This is a genomic window from Saccharicrinis aurantiacus (genome assembly GCF_947489045.1).
Classification (GTDB): Bacteria; Bacteroidota; Bacteroidia; order Bacteroidales; family Marinilabiliaceae; genus Saccharicrinis; species Saccharicrinis aurantiacus.
Genome location: NZ_CANLCN010000016.1, coordinates 26,415 through 45,006 on the forward strand (window position 1 = coordinate 26,415; position 18,592 = coordinate 45,006).

Genomic DNA, 18,592 nt, shown 5'->3' on the forward strand with positions numbered 1-18,592 from the left:
AGTACTTGAATTGCCTACGTATTCCTCTACATGATCTGATTTCAATTATTGATTATTCTAGTAAATTGATCTACAGCATTTAATTAACTATAATTTCGTAACCTCAGAAACAGACTTCTATAACTTAACTAGTTTCTTTGTTACTCTAGCTTCATCATTAGATAAACAAACCAGATAATTACCCGATTGTAACTCTGCAGTTGAAATTGTAATGCTTTCCTTTCCATTAACATGTAAAGTCTTTTGAATAACACCTGCAGTATTGTATACTTTAATGGTATCAAAAACTATTGAAGGGTTTTGATTTTTAATAACTAATTCTTCGTCACATGGATTTGGATAAATGCTTATTTCATCATTTGCATCAATCTGTTTCGCCGCTGTTGGAGGATTTGTAAAAAAATCGTTGTACTTATTAAAAAAATCAGTCCCCAAAAACTGTGGTAAAGCAGCTAAACCAAAAAACATACACGAGTAATCTACTCCTTCTACTTTATTTGGTTTCCATGAAAGATCGGAGTAACTATATTTCCACAGAATAGGCTTACCTTCTTCAATTTCAACTTGGCCAATTTTACGTTCGTCTTTTAGTATAGCCAATAGATCAGCTCTAACACGCTCGGGAGCTGCCGGTGAGAAACCTGCTAAAATATGTGGCGACACATTTAAATTTTGATTCTGATCTTTTGAAGTACCCATGTTTTCCTTTAAACAGATACGATCTACTTGATACTTTGAATTTGGCGCACCAACACCTGCTCCGGTTCCCCACTCATAAGGCTTCCATCCCATTGCTTTTAAATCAACATCACCAGCATCACTTCTATCAGACCACCATGCAGAATCGGCCTTCATGGCATTCCTCATTTCATCAATATATATTTTATTTGATGAAAAATGATTCACAAAATTATGGTTAAACATAAAGGTAAACATTGAAGTAAAGCGACTCAAAGAAGGTGATAAAACCGCTATTTCACCATTGCTACTTTCGTAATTAGCCCTCTTTAAATTATCTGTATCTGCATAATGCTTTTCCCAAAGCTGATGTGCTGGAGAATTTTTATCGTTTGCTTGATTCATAGCAAACCATGCTACAATCATATATTCATTAAAAGGTGAAGTATAATTTCCATTAGAAGTTCCATCTTCATTCATGCCTAAGGTAATCTGTCCCTTCTCAACATCGGCAATGAATAATGAATGGTCTGTTGAATTGTATAATTGCGTTGCTAAGTTTACAATTTCCTTATTATCGCTAAAGTAATTACGACAAAACAGAGCACCACCTAACATTAAATCTGTGTCAATAGGGCTCCAATTACTACCACGAGCAGCACCTGTATTGATATCATAAAAGTGAATGAAACACCCCTTTGCGTTGCGAGCTAAATTAAACCCACTTACTTCGCCCGATACGGCTTTTAAAGTTTGTAAAACCATAGCTTCTGCATTAGGCTCCCATCCCATGGCATGACCAACACATAGTGATGTTAAACCCATACCGATATTAGCTACGGAACCTCTATCACTTTCTCCATCAAGTTTAACCATATCTAAATATGCCCCCTTATCTGTTCTTAATGCTTGGTAAAAACCGTAAGTATTATGGAATAAGTGCTCTAGGAGCTCATCGTCTGTTTTTTGCGACCAGGTAACTCCTGAGAATAACAGTGCAAAAAGTATTATAAATATATTTTTCATCTCATTATATTTTTAAATTTCCAAAGGTATTCGATGGAACTCTCGAATAAATTCAACATTGCCCTGTGGGTAACTTTATTGATTGAATTTACTTAGTCGTTTCATCTTCGTATATTTTATGGATAAAAGCAGTCTAATTTTTCTTTGATGATTTTTTCTTCTGAGCTTTGGCCTTCTTCTTGGCTTCATTCTTTTTCTTAATCTCATCCAATTGCTCTTGAGGCATCAATTCTCTTTTGGTAGGAAATTCATTCTCAATAAAATCAACAACCTTTGCTTCATCATTTTTATTATCAAACAAGCTTAGAGCTACGTCTTCTTTTTCAACCATCCAATCTCTGAGTACACCTTGCAAACGCTCTAACTCCTTTTTGTATTCAGGGTTATCAATGAGGTTATTGGTAGCATCCGGATCGTTAACTACATCATATAATTCTTCAGGCACTCTATATCTGTACAATTTAGCCCATTCAAGAAACTCTTTGTATTCAGGATCTTTTTCAATTGTTTTTAAAATTTCACCTTCGTTAGAATTTGAATATCTGTAGCCAGTCATATGCCACGGATTAAAAATATACCTGAATCGTTTATCATCTACCGATCGCATTGGTGTAGCTTTACCACCAATTTTATAATCAATTTCAGCAAAATGATAATCCCAGCCTTTTTGCTTTTTCCCTTTTACCAAGGGTAAAAAAGATTTACCATCTAATTGACTTTCTACACTCAAGCCAGTAGCATCAAGAAAGGTTGGAAATAAATCAATCTCAGCAACCATATGGGTATCATCAACATGACCCTTTTTCATTTGAGGATGATGTACATAAAATGCAGTTTTGGTACTTGCAACATATGTATTTGCTTTGGCAAATGGAAAAGCTGAACCGTTATCTGATAAAAATACAATCATTGTATTATCGTATAAACCAGCCTCTTTTAAAGCCTTAATAACTGCAGAGAAAGTATCATTTAAACGACGAACCGAATTGTAATAACAAGCTAACTCATATCTAACTTGAGGAATGTTTGGCAAATACCCCGGTACTTCAACTTCATCTGGAGAAAATACTTTTGAGGGTTTCTCTTCACCATTTTTCATCTTTTTATTTGGATCATAGAAGGGTCTGTGTGGATCGTGAGAATTAACCATAAAATAGAAAGGCTTATTCTCTTTTTTACATTGATTAAAAAACTCGGTACTATAACTTGCATACTTAGATGGACTCCTGCCTGCACCTAGATCTCGATAATCATGCATATAATCCCATACGAATTTCATATCAGGAGTTGAGTGACTTACCTTACCTAAAATACCGGTTAAGTACCCATTATCTTGAAATGTTTGCATGCTTGTAGGCACTTCCTTTTTCATGTGCATAAAGCCCATCATTCCGCTTGATACGCCATACAAGCCAGTTGCCATAATACTCCTACTTGGCATGCATATTGGCGTATTTGTATGTCCATGATTAAATTGCACCCCTTGCTTTGCAAATTCATCTAACTGAGGTGTTAAATCTGGTATATTTCTTCCGAATGAACCACAAGCTTCATATCCTAAATCATCGGCAGTAAATAATAATACATTCAACTTTTTATTCTGCGCCAACAAACTCATTGATAACGCCATATATATCGCAATTATGAAATACTTCATACTTATTCAATTTGTATTAATTAATGTAAAACTCTTTTGTAAGCACCTCCATTATCCTTAATAGAGATGCTTTTTTGAAAATAAGCTCTAACTAAATTTCTTACTCACTATCTAGAAATCTTCCGTCAATTTCAAAGCTTTGAAGAGCGATATAGCCTGGGTTTGCTCCATCTTTATCGGCAACCATACTATATAGTACTCTCAACTGATTAGAAGCACTCACTGGTAAATCGGCCTTTAGAGTGGCTAGCTGCAATTCAAAATAACCATAACCAGTTCCATCAGCTACCCCTGCAACAGGAACAGCTCCAACTGAAGTGCCCATTTTATACCATGTTTCTACTGCTGCTTTCTTTTCGGCTTGCGTAGCCATTGAAAGCATAGCCTGATATTGTTCTTCTGTAGCAACAAGAATATCACATCGCAATAGATCGTTAGTTAAGTCGGCAATTTTATTTGATACAAATGCTGCATTAACTCTAAGTTCTTGAAGATCGGAAACGTCAATTAACTCATCTGTAATTGTAACAGATTGAGATTTATTGGCAGTTGAATTATCAAAGCCTGAAGCCGCATTAAATGGCAACCATCGCAATATTGGAGTGGTATCGTATTCATCAGCAGGATGATTTTTATCTGGCTGAACATTCCAAAATGCTTTTCCTGATTTTAGAGCACCATATACTAAATGTGTATTTAATCCCCCAATATTATCCTCAGTCACATTATTTCGTGCCCCCTGATCTTCCTCACTTAAATCGAAACTGAATATATCTTTGTCATATGGTAAATTTAGTTTTGTTACATTAACCGTTAATATTTCTGATACTCCACTAACAGTTCCTACAAACTCAAGATTATATACGCCCGGTTCAAATGGCCCAACCATTTCAACCACGCCAATTTCACTGCTTCCATCTTCAACATGATTAGATTCTCTATCCATAAGAAACTCTGATGAGGGTTTCATTAAGACCTCACCTATGGTCATATCAATAAATGTAAGTCTAATTCCATCTAAAATACCTTCTAACAATTCTCCATCGCCATTTACAGGTTCCCCAGCAGGATTAACTAACATATTAAACTCGTTAGATGTTATAACAATTTGAGGGGTGACAGATTCCAAAATGCTGATATTAATAGCGTCTGTATTTGTTATTGATCCATTAGAATTCTCTAATTGCACGGCTAATGTATACTCGCCAAGTTCTTGAGTATTCTGATGGCTTAAGGATACAACACCGGCAGCATCAATAGAAAACTCTGAAGTTTCTAATACCAACTCTCCCTGCTTGACCTCAACTATCTGAAAAGTTTGATCTATTGAATCGCGTACAATAGGTAAACCCGAATTCCATTCTGTTCCATAAGAAATTGTTTTCTTATAATTTTGATAATCTATAACAGAAGGCTTAGTATCTAGCTCAAAAGTATCTTTATCAGTTGAGCATGCGACCAGCGCAATTATTAAACAGTTAAATAATATAAATCGTATCATATCCGTTGTTTTTTTGCCAACTACCATAAAGGATGTTGTTTGATGTTTTTATTGAGTGTGATTTCATCATTTGGTACCGGAAAAACATCGTGTCTTTCTGCTGCCGCATTACCTGGATAGGTTAAAAACTCATCTTTAGAAGAATCATAATCAGGATGATTTCTAATCAGTTCATTTTGATTTTGCATGGTTTCAAGCAAAATACCCCATCGCACTAAATCAAAGCGTCTGTGCCCTTCAAAGCATAATTCTCTGCTACGCTCATCTATAAGTGTTTGAAATAAGTTTTCTTGAGTTAAGGCTTTTCCTTCACTTACCAATAAATCCTGAACATCACTTGCCTCTGCACGATTACGTACCTGGTTTATTGCATCAAGTGCATCAATAGTAGGACCATATAAGTGATTAATGATTTCTGCTTTCATTAATAATATATCAGCATATCGTACTATCGGAAAGTTAACAGATGTCCTCCACCTACTAATAGCACCCGTCTCTAAAGGCAAAGCTCCATAGCTTACCACGCCATTCTCATCCTCTGAGCTTAAGCGTTGCACCCTTCTCCATTTACCAGCATACCATCTCAATTTATTGGAAATATTGCTTGGGAATGAATAAACTCCATCATCATAATTGATATTATACGGAATTACGTTCCAGCTATGACGCTTATCGGTATTTAGTTCAGGCGTTTCTTCAAAACTTTTACCATATAATTGGTTTAAACTAGCTGTAATAAAGTTATGAGGATTTGCTTCTGGATCAGTATTACTTGTACCTTCTACTTTTGGGCCATTATAATTTCCAATATATCCTCCTAAATCACGCTCGTTTGTATATACAAAATTGACTTCCCAAATAATCTCTCTGCTATCTTGTGCTTGCTGAATTTCGTTTAAGAATACATCTTCGTAATCTGACAATAAAGAATGTTTGGCGCTAGAAATAATCTCATTACAATTCCATAGCGCTTGTTCGTAACACTCTTCTGTACCTAAATCGCCACCAGCAACTCGTGTTCCTCCATAATGTAAATAAGCACGAGCTAAAATTCCATGAGCAGCATATTTTGATATTCTACCATAAGCTAAAGGTTCTTCTGGCAACATTCCAATCGCTGCCTCAAGATCTTTAATTATTTGATTATATATCACTTCCGGATCTTGGCTCTCTAAATGCAAATCGCCATTCTCATCTGCAATATCAACAAACGGTAATGTTCTTAGCGGCACATATTCAAACATCCTAACCAAGTTTAGATAAGTAAATGCCCTTAAGGTAAGTACCTCACCAATCATTGCCTGACGATCGTTTAAACTTAGTTCAGGAATTGAATCTCTACCCTCCAAATTATAGATAACATCATTAGCTGTAGAAATTAGACTGTAACTTTGAGTCCAAACCTTTCTAATATCAATAGAAAATGCATTATATGTGTATTTACACAAATCACTACCCCTAGCGGTACTAGCCAATTTATTGTGTAATAACTCATCGGTACCCGAAGACATCCAGATAGAAAGATGCTCTTTATACGACTCTGCCATTTTAGTATAAACAGCTGCTACAGCCATTTCGGTTTGCTTTTTATCTTGATAATAATCACCACGCTCGAATTCGCTCGTTGGTTCAAGTTCAAGAAACTCACAGGATGACAAAAGGATAGTTATTACCCCCAATACAACCCCTATTTTATATATAGTACTTTTCATGTTTAATAATTTATTGTTTATTAAAAAATGACGTTTAATCCAAAGGTCAAGGTTCTTCCTTTTGGATAAGCTGAGTAATCTATTCCTCTGTTTAAAGCTTCGTTTTTAACAGATACTTCAGGGTCATATCCTGAGTATTTTGTGAATACAAATAAGTTATCGACAGTAGCTGATAATCTTATTTTTGTGATATTCCATTTCTTCATCCACTGTTGTGGAAGTGAGTATCCTAGAGCTACATTCTTGATGCGTAGGTAAGAGCCGTCTTCAATCCAAAAATCACTCATCATTTTACCCGAGTAAACAGGAATATAACTTCTTTCGCCTGAAGGAGCCGCCCAAACACCATAATCAATAGGATTATCTGGCGTCCATCGGTTGGCAACTTCTCCTAAGTAATTTCTGTTACGTTGAGCACCAGGGACACCAAATGAAGCTCTGTTTCCGTTGAATATATCATTACCGTATGACCAAGTTAAAAGCACTCCTAAATCGAAGTTTTTATATTCAACTGTATTTTGAAAACCACCATGGTGCAATGGATTTGGATTACCAATAATCTGGCGATCGTTTTCATCAACAATACCATCGCCATTTGTATCTTCATACATTGGCATTCCAGGCCCTAAAGTACCTGCGGTATGTTCAAGGTTTGTTACACCATCCTTAAGGTGATACTCACCAGTATTCGGGTTTTGCACAAAGTCATCAACCTGATACATACCTACTTTTTTGTAGCCATACATTACACCAACGGGCTCTCCTACAAATAAACCATAGATATTTTCTTCAGAAAAGATACCTCCTACGTTCGGATTGTATAATCGCTCTTCCTCACCAATACTAAGTTTTTGCACTTCGTTTCTGTTAAACGAGATATTAAAACTACTAGTCCATTTTACATTTTTAGTATGGATGTTTACAGTTTGAAGAGAAAGCTCAAGACCATAATTCACAATAGATCCTCGGTTTTCTTTTACGCCTGTAAATCCAGCAGTTGGTGGTACCAAAGCATCTAATAATAAATCATCCGTTAACTTATAGTATGCCTCTGTCTCAAAAATTATACGATTTTTAAGAAAGCCCATCTCAACTCCAGCATTTAACTGCTGTGTTGTTTCCCATTTAAGGTTTGTATTAGCCATCTTTTTTTGATAGATAGCTGGCGTATAGCTATTTCCGAAATAGTATCCATTTCCACTTCCGTAGGTTACCAATGCATCAAAATCGCCTATTCGATTATTACCTGTTGTACCAAATCCTGTTTTAAGTTTTAGGTTAGAGAATACATTTAAATTTTTAATAAATGGTTCTTCAATAGCACGCCATGCAAAAGCAAATGATGGAAAATATCCGAATTTATTGTGGGTAGGAAATTTTGACGATCCATCTGCCCTAAATGAGGCTGTAAGCAAATACTTATCCTTAAAAGTATAATTAACTCTACTTAAACCAGATAATAATCTGTTTTGAGATAAACCACTACGCGATATCTGAGGACTTATACCTAAGCTGAAATCGTTCCAACCGAAGTCATCAAACGGAAATAAATTACTCTGCATAAATGTTGTATATATACTTACATCCTGCAAAGTAAGACCGGCCAATACATTTAAAGAGTGATCGTTCTTTTTTAAATTATAGGTTAAGGTGTTTTCATTAACCCACGATCTGCGTAAGGCAGTATTCACACTTCCGTTAATACCCGCTATACCTCTATCTGCCTGGTTGGTTCCTTCGTTATAAAAGTATTTTACTGATTTATTATCATAGGTATAACCGAATGTTGTTCTGAATTTTAGGCCCTTAACAATTTTGTAGTTCAAATATGAATTTACTTGTATAACATCTCTTGGTTCTGACCTATCAGTATTCTCAAGAGTTTGATCGGGAGGAAAATACCCTGCATTAAAATCATCTTCTTCGTCCTCTTGATCATCACCATTTATAGGAGTTACCGGACGGAACATTATCGCACTTTTAATAGTACTTACTGAAGAAGTAGAAATTTTCATACCCGTGTATTCCGTATTAGTATAGGATGCATTAATCCCCACCTCTAACTTTTTACTAATCTTATGATCTAGTTTTAATCGGCCTGTGAACCTTTTAAACCCGGTATTTAGCATGGTTCCATCTTCGTTTACATAACCAAATGAAGAGAATATTCGGGTTAGATCGTTACCCGCCTGAAGCGAAACATTTGCACGTGTAAACGATCCTGGCTTAAAGATTTCATCTTGCCAATTAGTACCTTCTACATTTCTATAATCCTCAGGATCACCATATGAAGTACTACCTAACTCTTCTTGAAGCTTAACAAACTCGTAGGGAGATAACACATCTAACCTTCGTTCTGAAGGAATTGTGCTTACCCCTTGCTGAACATTTACGTTTACCTTTGTATTTGAATCATCAGTACCACTTTTTGTACTTATAATTACCACACCATTAGAACCTCTTGATCCATAAATGGCTGTTGCTGATGCATCTTTCAGAATATCAATACGCTCTATATCTTCGGGTGCAATAGTAGTAATGTAACTTGCATCATCAATTGGGAATCCATCCACAATATAAAGAGGATCTGAATTACCTGTTATTGAATTACTACCGCGTATTTCAAATACCATTGCTTGACCTGGAGCTCCATCTGCTTTATTTAATCGAACCCCTGCCAAACGTCCTTGCAACATCTCATCAACTGAAGCAGAGGCATTATCTTCTATTTGCTCAATTTTAATCGATTTAATAGAACCTGTTACATCTTTGGCTTTTGTTGTACCATAACCAGTAACTACAATCTCTTCTATGGACTCAAGATCACCGGCAAGTTTAATGTTAAAATGATTCTTCAAGCCAACAGGTACTTCTTGTGTTGACATACCTATAAAAGAGAATATTAATATGTCTTTTTCAGTTACTCTAATATTGAATTTTCCTTCATAATTAGTAATAGTACCTTCATTTTTTCCTTTTATTCTTACCGTTACGCCGGGCATTGGTTCACCCGTAGCCTCTTCTATAACTAAACCGTCTACCTTCTTAAATGAGTTTTGACCAATTGCTGAATAAGCTGGTAAAAACAAGCAAATAACGAGTATGAATAAAATAGGATTATATTTTATGTTTTCCATTTTCATAGTATTGTATGATTAATTACTTATTTGGCTCTAATCTGCCATTTATAAATAAAGGCTTCACGTCCCAAATTTCCGAGTGATGGATTTAAATGAACCGCTTTTATAGCTAAACGCACTTTGGTACCTAAAAATTCACTTGGTATATCAAATTCTTGGGTTCCATCGCTAGTTAAACTCGATTCCTTTATTGGATTAGCATAAGGTAACATGCCTGGTGCAAAATTAGCATTAACAGTTTGCCAATCTGATGCAAAAACATCATCAGTATTATAACTATCTTCTGAACAGATTAGTAATTCAAAACGCTGATTCACATCATTATCAATAAACCTTTTATATCCCTTGATCTCAGTATAAGCACTTGTTGATTCGCTTAAGTTAATTGAATCGCTAACTACTATAGAAATGCATTCAGTTTTTGAACTTGAAGTTTTAAAACTTAGAAATAATTCAGAACTAGTTTGTCCGTCACCAGATTCATCTAAAACAATATTTGAAGCTTGAGCATGCCAAATATTTTGATGACGATTACCTTTATAGATAGGCCCATTAACACCTTCTGTAAGGTTTACTGTATATTCCTCTCCGTCGAGCTCCTCAGTAACTTCGCCAATGTAAGTTGATGCAATTCCATTTAATAATCCTAAACTCGAAATATTCGGAGTACTGTACTCCATATTATATACTAATGGATTTATGTTTGCACCTATTATTTCAATCACCACAGCATCTTGTGCCAAATAAGACCCTAACTCATTACTAACTCCAACATCAAAAGACTTTATTATTTTTTCATCGTCTCCAATTTCAATAATTGCATCTTTTGTAATTACGCCATCAGTTTCATTAATGCTAAAATGATTTAAAGGATCGTTCATACTAAAGGTATAAGGACCACCTCCGTTTACGCTAGCCTTATTTGTAACATCATTTTGACTATGACCATAAAAAGAATAGATAGAAGGTGTATAACGAACTTCAGTAGGAACAGCTTGTTTAGCAGAAAATGAAAAAGCATTTTCAAAAATAGTTGAACCATGTGTGTTCTTTACTTCAACATCTAAAGAATAAGTACCGATAGAAAGATTATTAAATTCCTTAATATTAATATTTCCTTGTTGCTCATTAATCGAGAAGGATTCTGTGAGTACTTCTTCTGAGGCTGGTCCTTCAATATTTGTGATTCTATAAGTGGCCAATTCACCGCCCATTACAGTTGGCTTCACTGTTATATAATCATCTCCTATATAATAATCACTAATTGACATGTATTTTAATGAATGAGGTGGACCATCGTACCTTTGTTCATCTAGAAATGTGGTGCAAGAAAACATGTACAAACCCAATGATACGAGAGTAAATGTAAATATGCTTTTTCCACTTAAGATTCTTTTCAACATACTTTTTAATTTAGATTAATTGTTAAATGTTGGAGTGTGCACTTCCTCAAACGATTCTTTGTTTTAACATTACTTAAGCAAAAGTATCACCTCTGAACAAAAAGATACATAATTTGACCACAGTTGCGATTTCATTTCTTAAAATTCCTTAATTTCCCCTTAATACATTACCCATACAATAATAGATGAAACACAAATAAATACCTAATTTTAAAGTAGATACAATATTTAAAAAGAGATAATTTAATTTAACAACAAAACAGTTTTAGAAATTGTAGAGGTAGATTAGTTACTTAAAAAAGAACGAATACTTAATTTGGACGAAGTATATAAAACCATCCTATCGAGGTCTTATCATTCAATTAGAAATAGCATACTTTTATTAGGCATTAAGTAATACATAGTATAATATAATGAGGACAATCAACTATATGTATTCTTTATTAGAAGTTGTATTACCCCACATTTTAAACTGTGAGCTATCCATGAAGCTTAAATGAAATATATCTTTAAAAACTAATACAACTATGATTTGCAATATTGAATAAAGGATTTGCAATAGATTTGACTATCGGACATATACACTGCGAGAGCAATAACGATTCTAAACAAACTATAGCAAACTTTAATTAAGACAATTAGGAGATTCTAATTAAGCCATAGACTCATCATTGTTAATGAGGCTTAATTCTTAACATTGCTAAAAAAACGACATACAAAAAGGGATACACCAACATGGTATACCCCTTATCAATAGTACATTATAAAGTAATTATACTATAGTTTTAGAATTTTACTTGTATTACTTGTCTCTGCGGTGCAAAGCCTAACAATATAACTACCCTTCTGTAATGATTGTAAAGACAGCCTTTTAATATCGGTGCCTCTTTCCATAATAATTCTATTACCCTTCATATTAAAAACCTCTACTTTCTGGATGGGTTTATTGCTTTTAAAGGATACTATATCCTCTGTAGGATTTGGAAACAAAACGGACTCACTCTCTTGTATTTCGTTTATCGCTGTTGCTACATTATCTTTAAACTCCACATTATCAAACCAAATAATGGCTGCCTGATCAGAACTTATTATTAAATCAAGCTGATTGTAATAATTTTGGAGCTTATCATAAGGAATATCTGTGAAATCATATTTTAAGTTATGCCAATCAAGGTTACCATCAACAGAAATATTAACTGTATGTGCTTGTTCTCCATCAATTGACAATACAAGCTCTGCATTAATAGCTGCATTTGCGCGTATCTGCATTTGGATAAACCTAGTTGTTGTAAGATCCCAGAATTGATCACCTAAATGAACCTGAAGCTGAGTTTTTGAATTGTCAGTGGCTTGAATTAGCTTCCCAACTTTGGCGCTAGCATTAACTGAAGTTGATTTTGGATTATTAACTACCCTGTATTGATCAGAACCGCTATTAATTAAATTCCAATCAAGTTTAGCCAATTCATTTTTGTAGCTCCCTCCTTCAAAATCTTCAGCGCGCTCCTCTGAACCAGGAACCTCATATTGATTTTTTAAATTATGAAGATCGAGCTTTAAATCCTTAACTAATTCACCATCTTTATGAACAGCATATATATTATTAATCTCGTCAGGATCATTCTCTAAATCGTACAACTCCCAAGCATTATCCGTATAAAAATTAATCAATTTATATCGATGTGTTCTTACCCCCTCATGACGCGGAATACCATGTTTACCATGATCGTAGTAATGATAATATACAGAACTTCTCCAATCAGAAGGTGTATTACCTTCAAGAACCGGCTTGAACGAACTTCCTTGCATATCTGAAGGAATATTTATACCTAGATAGTCAAGTAAGGTTGGAGCATAATCAATATTCTGAACCAATTGCTCTATTCTTGTTCCTGAGGTGATATGGTTAGGATATCGCATGAGTAAAGGCATTTTCATACCATCCTCATAAATAAAACGCTTTTCGTAATATCCATGCTGCCCAGTGAAATAACTTTGATCGCCACAGTATACAACAATTGTATTATCTGATAAATTATTGCTATCAAGATAATCTAAAACACGTTTAACATTTTGATCAACACCAGCAACCACCTTTAAATAATCCTTTATAAAACGTTGATAAGCGTATGCTTTTCCGCTTCTTTCTCCGGGTACTACCTCACCACTACTTACCAAATTTGCATACTCCTCATTTACTTTATCGTAATAGTTATGATACGCAAGCCTTTGTTCTTCTGTCATTCGCTCCAAAAGCTTATAATCACTTACGTTGTATGTTCCATACTTTGGAAAATAGTTATAGGCTGTTGTTTCAATATCTGAACGCAACCTATTAATGGCAGATGAAGCATACTTTTCGCGTGTTGCAAAATCATCATACAAAGTACTTGGTTCTTCTATTTCCTCACCCTCAAATAATTCTAAATTACGCTCCATTGGCATTCTCGTTACGTGAGGTGCTTTATAATGAACCATTAGACAAAAAGGATCCTCTTTATTTTCACCAAGCCACTCTAAGGACATATCTGTTATTAAATCTGTTGAATAACCTTCAACTTGTTCAATTACCCCTGATTGAAGTTTAAAAGATGGATTATAATAGTATCCTTGTCCTCCACCTTCAGTTAATATTTTCCAATAATCAAATGCATCACCCGGATCTTCTCCCTTTAAATGCCATTTGCCTATTACTGCCGTTGTATACCCATTACCTTGCAAAATTCTTGGTAGTTGGTTTTGCGTATTATCATAAGTTGAACCATTACCAAACACTCCATTTTTATGACTATGCTTTCCTGTTAAAATAGCTGCTCTACTTGGCTGACAAATTGAATTGGCACAATAGCTATTTAAGAAGATGGCCCCTTCATTTGCAATTCTATCAATATTTGGAGTATGGTTAATTCCACTACCATAGGCGCTAATTGTTCTATTGGCATGATCATCAGCCATGATGAATACAATATTGGGTGTTTGTGCAATAACATTAGTGTGAATAATTAATAACACAACCATTAACCGTAAAAAATTCCGCATAACATTTATTTAAGAAAGCGCATGATAGAGAACTATCACACGCTGTAATTTACAATTTGCTTATTTAAGCATAATCTTTGTTGTATTAACTTGCTTACCTGATGTTGTACGAATTATATAAATTCCATCTGCTAGGTCAGATACATTAATCGATTTCAAATCAGATCCAACAGATGCTTTTACTGTTCTACCTGTAATACTAAGAACCTCTATTTTATTAACCTGAAGCTCACTATTTACATTTACTGAATTGCCCGAAACATAAACCTTATACTCCATCTCTTCAGGCCCATTTACACCTGTTGGAGTATCGCCAACAAAAATGAAATCATCAAAATATAAAACAAGGTCATCATTACGAGTAGCTTGCCAATCTATCTGAATCTGAAATGCATCACCAACAGTGGTTTTGGCAGTTATATCAAATGTGTATTCATTCCAACCTTCAGTATCTTGCTCTACACCTGTTACATTTAATTCGTTTTTCACAACACCAATAAAGGTCCCATTTAAGATACTTAGCTCACTAGTTTCAGCATCAACAGTCCATGTTCCAAATTGCGCCCTAGGCTTAAGAAGTGAATTAGCTCCTCCTTCAACTAAAATTTTAACTTTCAAACTTGTATAGTTAGACATATCAACTACTTGCCCCGTAGTAAATACAAAAGCATCCAATTTGTTTCCAGCAGGGTCACCAGATATTGCCGGCGCAAAAGCTTTTAATACATTTGAAGAGCTATTAACAGCATCTGAAGTAGGATTAACTACTTGCTCTACTGTTTGATTACCACTCCCTTTAAAAATCTGAATACCTGTTAAAGCAGGGTCCCCTTCAAAATCGCAATAAATTGTTTCTGTTTGAGCTAATGCATAATTCATAATAAATGCAGATAGCGTTAATAGTAAAAGTTTTTTCATAACATTGAATTTTTAAGTTTGATATCAAATTTATGTTTCAACTTTTACTATGTGAATTATTTGACCTATCCACGACTTTCCTCAAGTGTTTTTATACAAATACATTACCTATACATCCTTTTAGATTTATCACATAAAAAACTGACTAATTGATATTTGCACATTAAAAAGTTATTACAAATTGCGAATCAACTTTTTATAGCAAACTAAAGCGCAAATGAAGAAATCAACTTTATTTTTTATTCATTATGCGATGGTTTTAAACCCATAAATAACAAAAAAGGGTACAAAGCAATTGCTTGTACCCTTAACCTGTTTATAATAATTACTTATTCTAAGAATCCATAATTTTCAGAATATTCTAGCATCTGCTCTGCATAATTGGTGTTATAATCTAATAAAACATCGCATATTTTATCTCCATCATATTTTAGGTTCATATTAGGATTTAGAAATCCTGTAAAAGGAGGAACTTCTAATTGCTTAAAACGCTCTAATACTTCAGCATGAAGGTTCTGGTCTATTTTAACCCCATAAGTTTCTATTAGATATTTAGCAGATTCATAATCTCCTTCTGACTTGATGCGTTGAATTTCGTGTAGAAGTTCACCAAATAAATCATGAAGTCCATCATAATCAGTAATGAAGTAATACGTTTTACCTTCCTTCTTAACCTCTTCAATAACTTCCCCCAACCCCTTTTCAAAGCACCATTTGGCAATTAATTGCCTATTACGCATATGCGCTTGTTCAACATCAGAACCTAGCTTAATTCGGGTTATTTGTGTTAACAAACCATTACGGATATAACTTGTAAAGTGTGCTTTTGCAACATCTAAATTAGGTATTAAACCCAATTCTATTAAATATGGATGGTACATAAAATACAGTCCGTACAAATCAGCTCTAGCCTCCTCTATTGGAGAAGCATAAGCTTTTAGAGCTTCAGATGTTACCCCCTCTTTCATTTTACCAGAACCATGGCCAACACATTCATGCAAGTGGGTATGTAAATTATCTGCTAAGCTACCATATTTCTTTTCTAGGGCAACTTCCTCTTCTGTTAAGGTAAACTCTTCGAGAAAACCTGAACTTAGGGAAGCTTTGTGGTGGGCATTGGCAATATTAGTTAAGGTTACTGATTTTGAGCCATATTGTTCTCTAATCCACTCAGCATTTGGCAAATTAATACCCAAAGGGCTTGCCGGGTAACAATCGCCACCAAGCATTACAGCTCCAATTGCTTTTAAAGATATACCGTTTATGGTTCCTTTCTTAAAGCTATCGTCGATGGGAGCATTTGCTTCAAACCATTCTGCTTTTTCGGCAATAACTGTAGCCTTTTTTGTTTCTTCATCATCAATTAACTCAACCAAACCTTCCCAGGTAGCTTTTGCGCCCATCGGATCGCCATATGTTTCGATAAATCCGTTGATAAAATCAACATCGCCATCGAGTGCCTGAATCCACTTTATACTATAGGCATCAAATTTCTCAAGATCTCCTGTTTGATAATGCGCTATCAATTCTGAAATTAACTCTTCTTGCTTTGTGTTTTCAACATATTGTTTAGCTTTTTCAAGGTTATCAATTATATGAGAAATCGCATTTGCGTATTTACCTTGAGCTGAGTAAACTTCCTCAGAAATTGTATCGTCTTCTTTTATCAATCTTGAATTAAGCCCTAATGACAAATTTTTATTACTGCTGTTTGCCTTTTGATTTGCGTAAAACTCTTCCACTTCAGACTGACTTACTCCTTTATAAAAGTTATTTGCTGATTGCTGAATCATATCAACACTAGGCGAGCTATTTACGCGTTTTGATAAATAGTTCTCATCGAAAATAACTTTTAATAATTCTCTTTGATGTTCTGTAGCTAAACCCAAAGTATTGCACCAACTAACGAACGACTCACGTGAAAAATGAGGCGTATACTTATCTGTGCTATAATGGTGATGAATTCCACTTGAAAACCATACCTTTTTTAAATACACCACAAAAGCATCCCAATCATCGTTGGTTTTATCATTAACCTTTGTATAAATGGCTTCTAAAATTTCGCGCAACCATAAATTGGGTTCGCAATGCTGATCCCATAATATATCGCGCCCAGCTAAGGTTGCCTGACTTAAATAATATATGTATAATTTCTTTTTTAGAGGTAGATTCTCAAAACCAGGAACCTCAAATCGTAATATTTTTATATCATCAAATTTTTCTGCAAAAACTTCCATATCTTTTACTTGTATTATTTTATTGGTTTAGGATTTCTAACATCTATCTCTCTTTGTAACTTCCATCTCCCCTTCTCTAAGAGGTAGCCATCATAAGAAAAATCGGGTCCGTAAAAACGATAATTTCCTTTGTATAAATCTTCAGGTGGCGCAAGGTGATCGAGTATAATTCTTTCATTTTCTCTTTCGTACCTAAGCATCATGTTTACACTTGCTGAGAATTCGAAGATTACGCGTTTATCAACAAATCTATCGTTTTGAAATACCGAGTTACCGAAACGAACTTGTTTATTAGAGCTTAATGCTAATGTTTCAATAACCTTCTTCTTTGTCATTTCGTTATTAGGCTTAAAACCTAATAGAATATAATAATTGCTCGGCTTATCTTTTACTGTAATTATATCGTAATAAACGGCTCCATACCATTTTTTATGAGTGAGTTGTGCTTTTTCAGGACTACGAATAGACTCTGTTTTATCGTATAATGGAATTTGAGTTACTGTGCCATCGTCGCGCTTAGTAATCACTGAACCGAAGAATTTTGTATTTACCTCACTTAGTTCCACATTCCATGTACAGACTTTCACTTTGCCATCGTCAGAATGTAAAGTAGATAGATGAATTAAACCCTCAAATTTATTCTCAAAATACTCTGGTTCATCAAATAATACTTGCAAACGTTTTTCAAGCAAATCATTCTGTTGTAAACGATCAGTATCAGATTTGTAGTTAAGTAAATTTTCGAATAAACATTGTGAGGCCACATCAACATATTGCTTATAAATTTTCATTGAAGCAAGGTGTGTAATCGTAAGCGGATAAATATAACTATCCCCTTTTTGCAGTGGCGTTACCTCAATCTTGAAATCTGTTGACGCACTATTTTTGTTATAATTATTTAAGTTGATGTTAATGGATTGATGAACTACTTTTTTTTGATTGATATCTCCGTAAACTATAAACCAATCTAGTCGATTGGTTTGAGCCTCTAATAAAGTATTGTAATAATACACCGTATATTTTGAGTCGCTAGTTTTCGTCTTCTTAAAAATTGCTGTGTCACCTAGTTCGTAGCTTTCAGCACTTTTAACCAAAATGTTTTTAAATGAATTTACAAGTAAAGCTAACTGATACTTTTTTTCATTTAAATCTTTGATCTTACTAACCTCCTGCAACTTATCTTCAATTAATTGATAAGAGGATTGTGCATTTATTAGATTTGAAGAAAATAGAAATGCTAAAATTAATAATTTATATATCGACATTTATAGATGTTTTAAT

General features: G+C 34.4%; 10 protein-coding genes. All 10 read right to left on the reverse strand.

What is annotated here, in order from left to right:
• Positions 1–117 precede the first annotated feature (117 nt).
• The gene (locus tag QMO11_RS16520; protein ID WP_282038462.1) at positions 118–1,704 is read right to left on the reverse strand and encodes a T9SS type A sorting domain-containing protein; all 1,587 of its coding nucleotides are present in this window, start codon (positions 1,702–1,704) and stop codon (positions 118–120) included.
• Positions 1,705–1,837: 133 nt separating this feature from the next.
• The gene (locus tag QMO11_RS16525) at positions 1,838–3,361 is read right to left on the reverse strand and encodes a sulfatase family protein (RefSeq protein WP_282038463.1); all 1,524 of its coding nucleotides are present in this window, start codon (positions 3,359–3,361) and stop codon (positions 1,838–1,840) included.
• A 100-nt stretch (positions 3,362–3,461) separates the two neighbouring features.
• Complete coding sequence (locus QMO11_RS16530; protein ID WP_282038465.1) at positions 3,462–4,862, reverse strand: hypothetical protein; 1,401 nt, start codon at positions 4,860–4,862, stop codon at positions 3,462–3,464.
• A gap of 20 nt (positions 4,863–4,882) precedes the next feature.
• Positions 4,883–6,574 (reverse strand): RagB/SusD family nutrient uptake outer membrane protein, encoded by a 1,692-nt coding sequence (locus QMO11_RS16535; protein WP_282038467.1) that lies wholly within the window; start codon positions 6,572–6,574, stop codon positions 4,883–4,885.
• A 20-nt stretch (positions 6,575–6,594) separates the two neighbouring features.
• Positions 6,595–9,711, reverse strand: a complete 3,117-nt coding sequence (locus QMO11_RS16540; protein WP_282038469.1) for a SusC/RagA family TonB-linked outer membrane protein — start codon at positions 9,709–9,711, stop codon at positions 6,595–6,597.
• A 26-nt stretch (positions 9,712–9,737) separates the two neighbouring features.
• Positions 9,738–11,117, reverse strand: a complete 1,380-nt coding sequence (locus tag QMO11_RS16545) for a hypothetical protein (protein WP_282038471.1) — start codon at positions 11,115–11,117, stop codon at positions 9,738–9,740.
• Positions 11,118–11,894: 777 nt separating this feature from the next.
• On the reverse strand, positions 11,895–14,156 hold the full coding sequence (locus QMO11_RS16550) for a sulfatase/phosphatase domain-containing protein (RefSeq protein ID WP_282038473.1): 2,262 nt from the start codon (positions 14,154–14,156) through the stop codon (positions 11,895–11,897).
• A gap of 60 nt (positions 14,157–14,216) precedes the next feature.
• Positions 14,217–15,074: a T9SS type A sorting domain-containing protein gene (locus QMO11_RS16555; RefSeq protein ID WP_282038475.1), complete on the reverse strand. Its 858-nt coding sequence runs from the start codon at positions 15,072–15,074 to the stop codon at positions 14,217–14,219.
• 329 nt (positions 15,075–15,403) lie between these two features.
• On the reverse strand, positions 15,404–17,311 hold the full coding sequence (locus tag QMO11_RS16560) for a dipeptidyl-peptidase 3 family protein (RefSeq protein WP_282038476.1): 1,908 nt from the start codon (positions 17,309–17,311) through the stop codon (positions 15,404–15,406).
• 14 nt (positions 17,312–17,325) lie between these two features.
• On the reverse strand, positions 17,326–18,576 hold the full coding sequence (locus QMO11_RS16565) for a hypothetical protein (protein WP_282038478.1): 1,251 nt from the start codon (positions 18,574–18,576) through the stop codon (positions 17,326–17,328).
• Between the last annotated feature and the right edge of the window lie 16 nt (positions 18,577–18,592).

What these genes read in the sequence shown, in the direction of transcription:
- QMO11_RS16545 (WP_282038471.1), bottom strand. Translation starts at nt 11,117, where the DNA reads ATGTTGAAAAGAATCTTAAGTGGAAAAAGCATATTTACATTTACTCTC.
- QMO11_RS16520 (WP_282038462.1), bottom strand. Translation starts at nt 1,704, where the DNA reads ATGAAAAATATATTTATAATACTTTTTGCACTGTTATTCTCAGGAGTT.
- QMO11_RS16550 (WP_282038473.1), bottom strand. Translation starts at nt 14,156, where the DNA reads ATGCGGAATTTTTTACGGTTAATGGTTGTGTTATTAATTATTCACACT.
- QMO11_RS16555 (WP_282038475.1), bottom strand. Translation starts at nt 15,074, where the DNA reads ATGAAAAAACTTTTACTATTAACGCTATCTGCATTTATTATGAATTAT.
- QMO11_RS16530 (WP_282038465.1), bottom strand. Translation starts at nt 4,862, where the DNA reads ATGATACGATTTATATTATTTAACTGTTTAATAATTGCGCTGGTCGCA.
- QMO11_RS16525 (WP_282038463.1), bottom strand. Translation starts at nt 3,361, where the DNA reads ATGAAGTATTTCATAATTGCGATATATATGGCGTTATCAATGAGTTTG.
- QMO11_RS16560 (WP_282038476.1), bottom strand. Translation starts at nt 17,311, where the DNA reads ATGGAAGTTTTTGCAGAAAAATTTGATGATATAAAAATATTACGATTT.
- QMO11_RS16535 (WP_282038467.1), bottom strand. Translation starts at nt 6,574, where the DNA reads ATGAAAAGTACTATATATAAAATAGGGGTTGTATTGGGGGTAATAACT.
- QMO11_RS16565 (WP_282038478.1), bottom strand. Translation starts at nt 18,576, where the DNA reads ATGTCGATATATAAATTATTAATTTTAGCATTTCTATTTTCTTCAAAT.
- QMO11_RS16540 (WP_282038469.1), bottom strand. Translation starts at nt 9,711, where the DNA reads ATGGAAAACATAAAATATAATCCTATTTTATTCATACTCGTTATTTGC.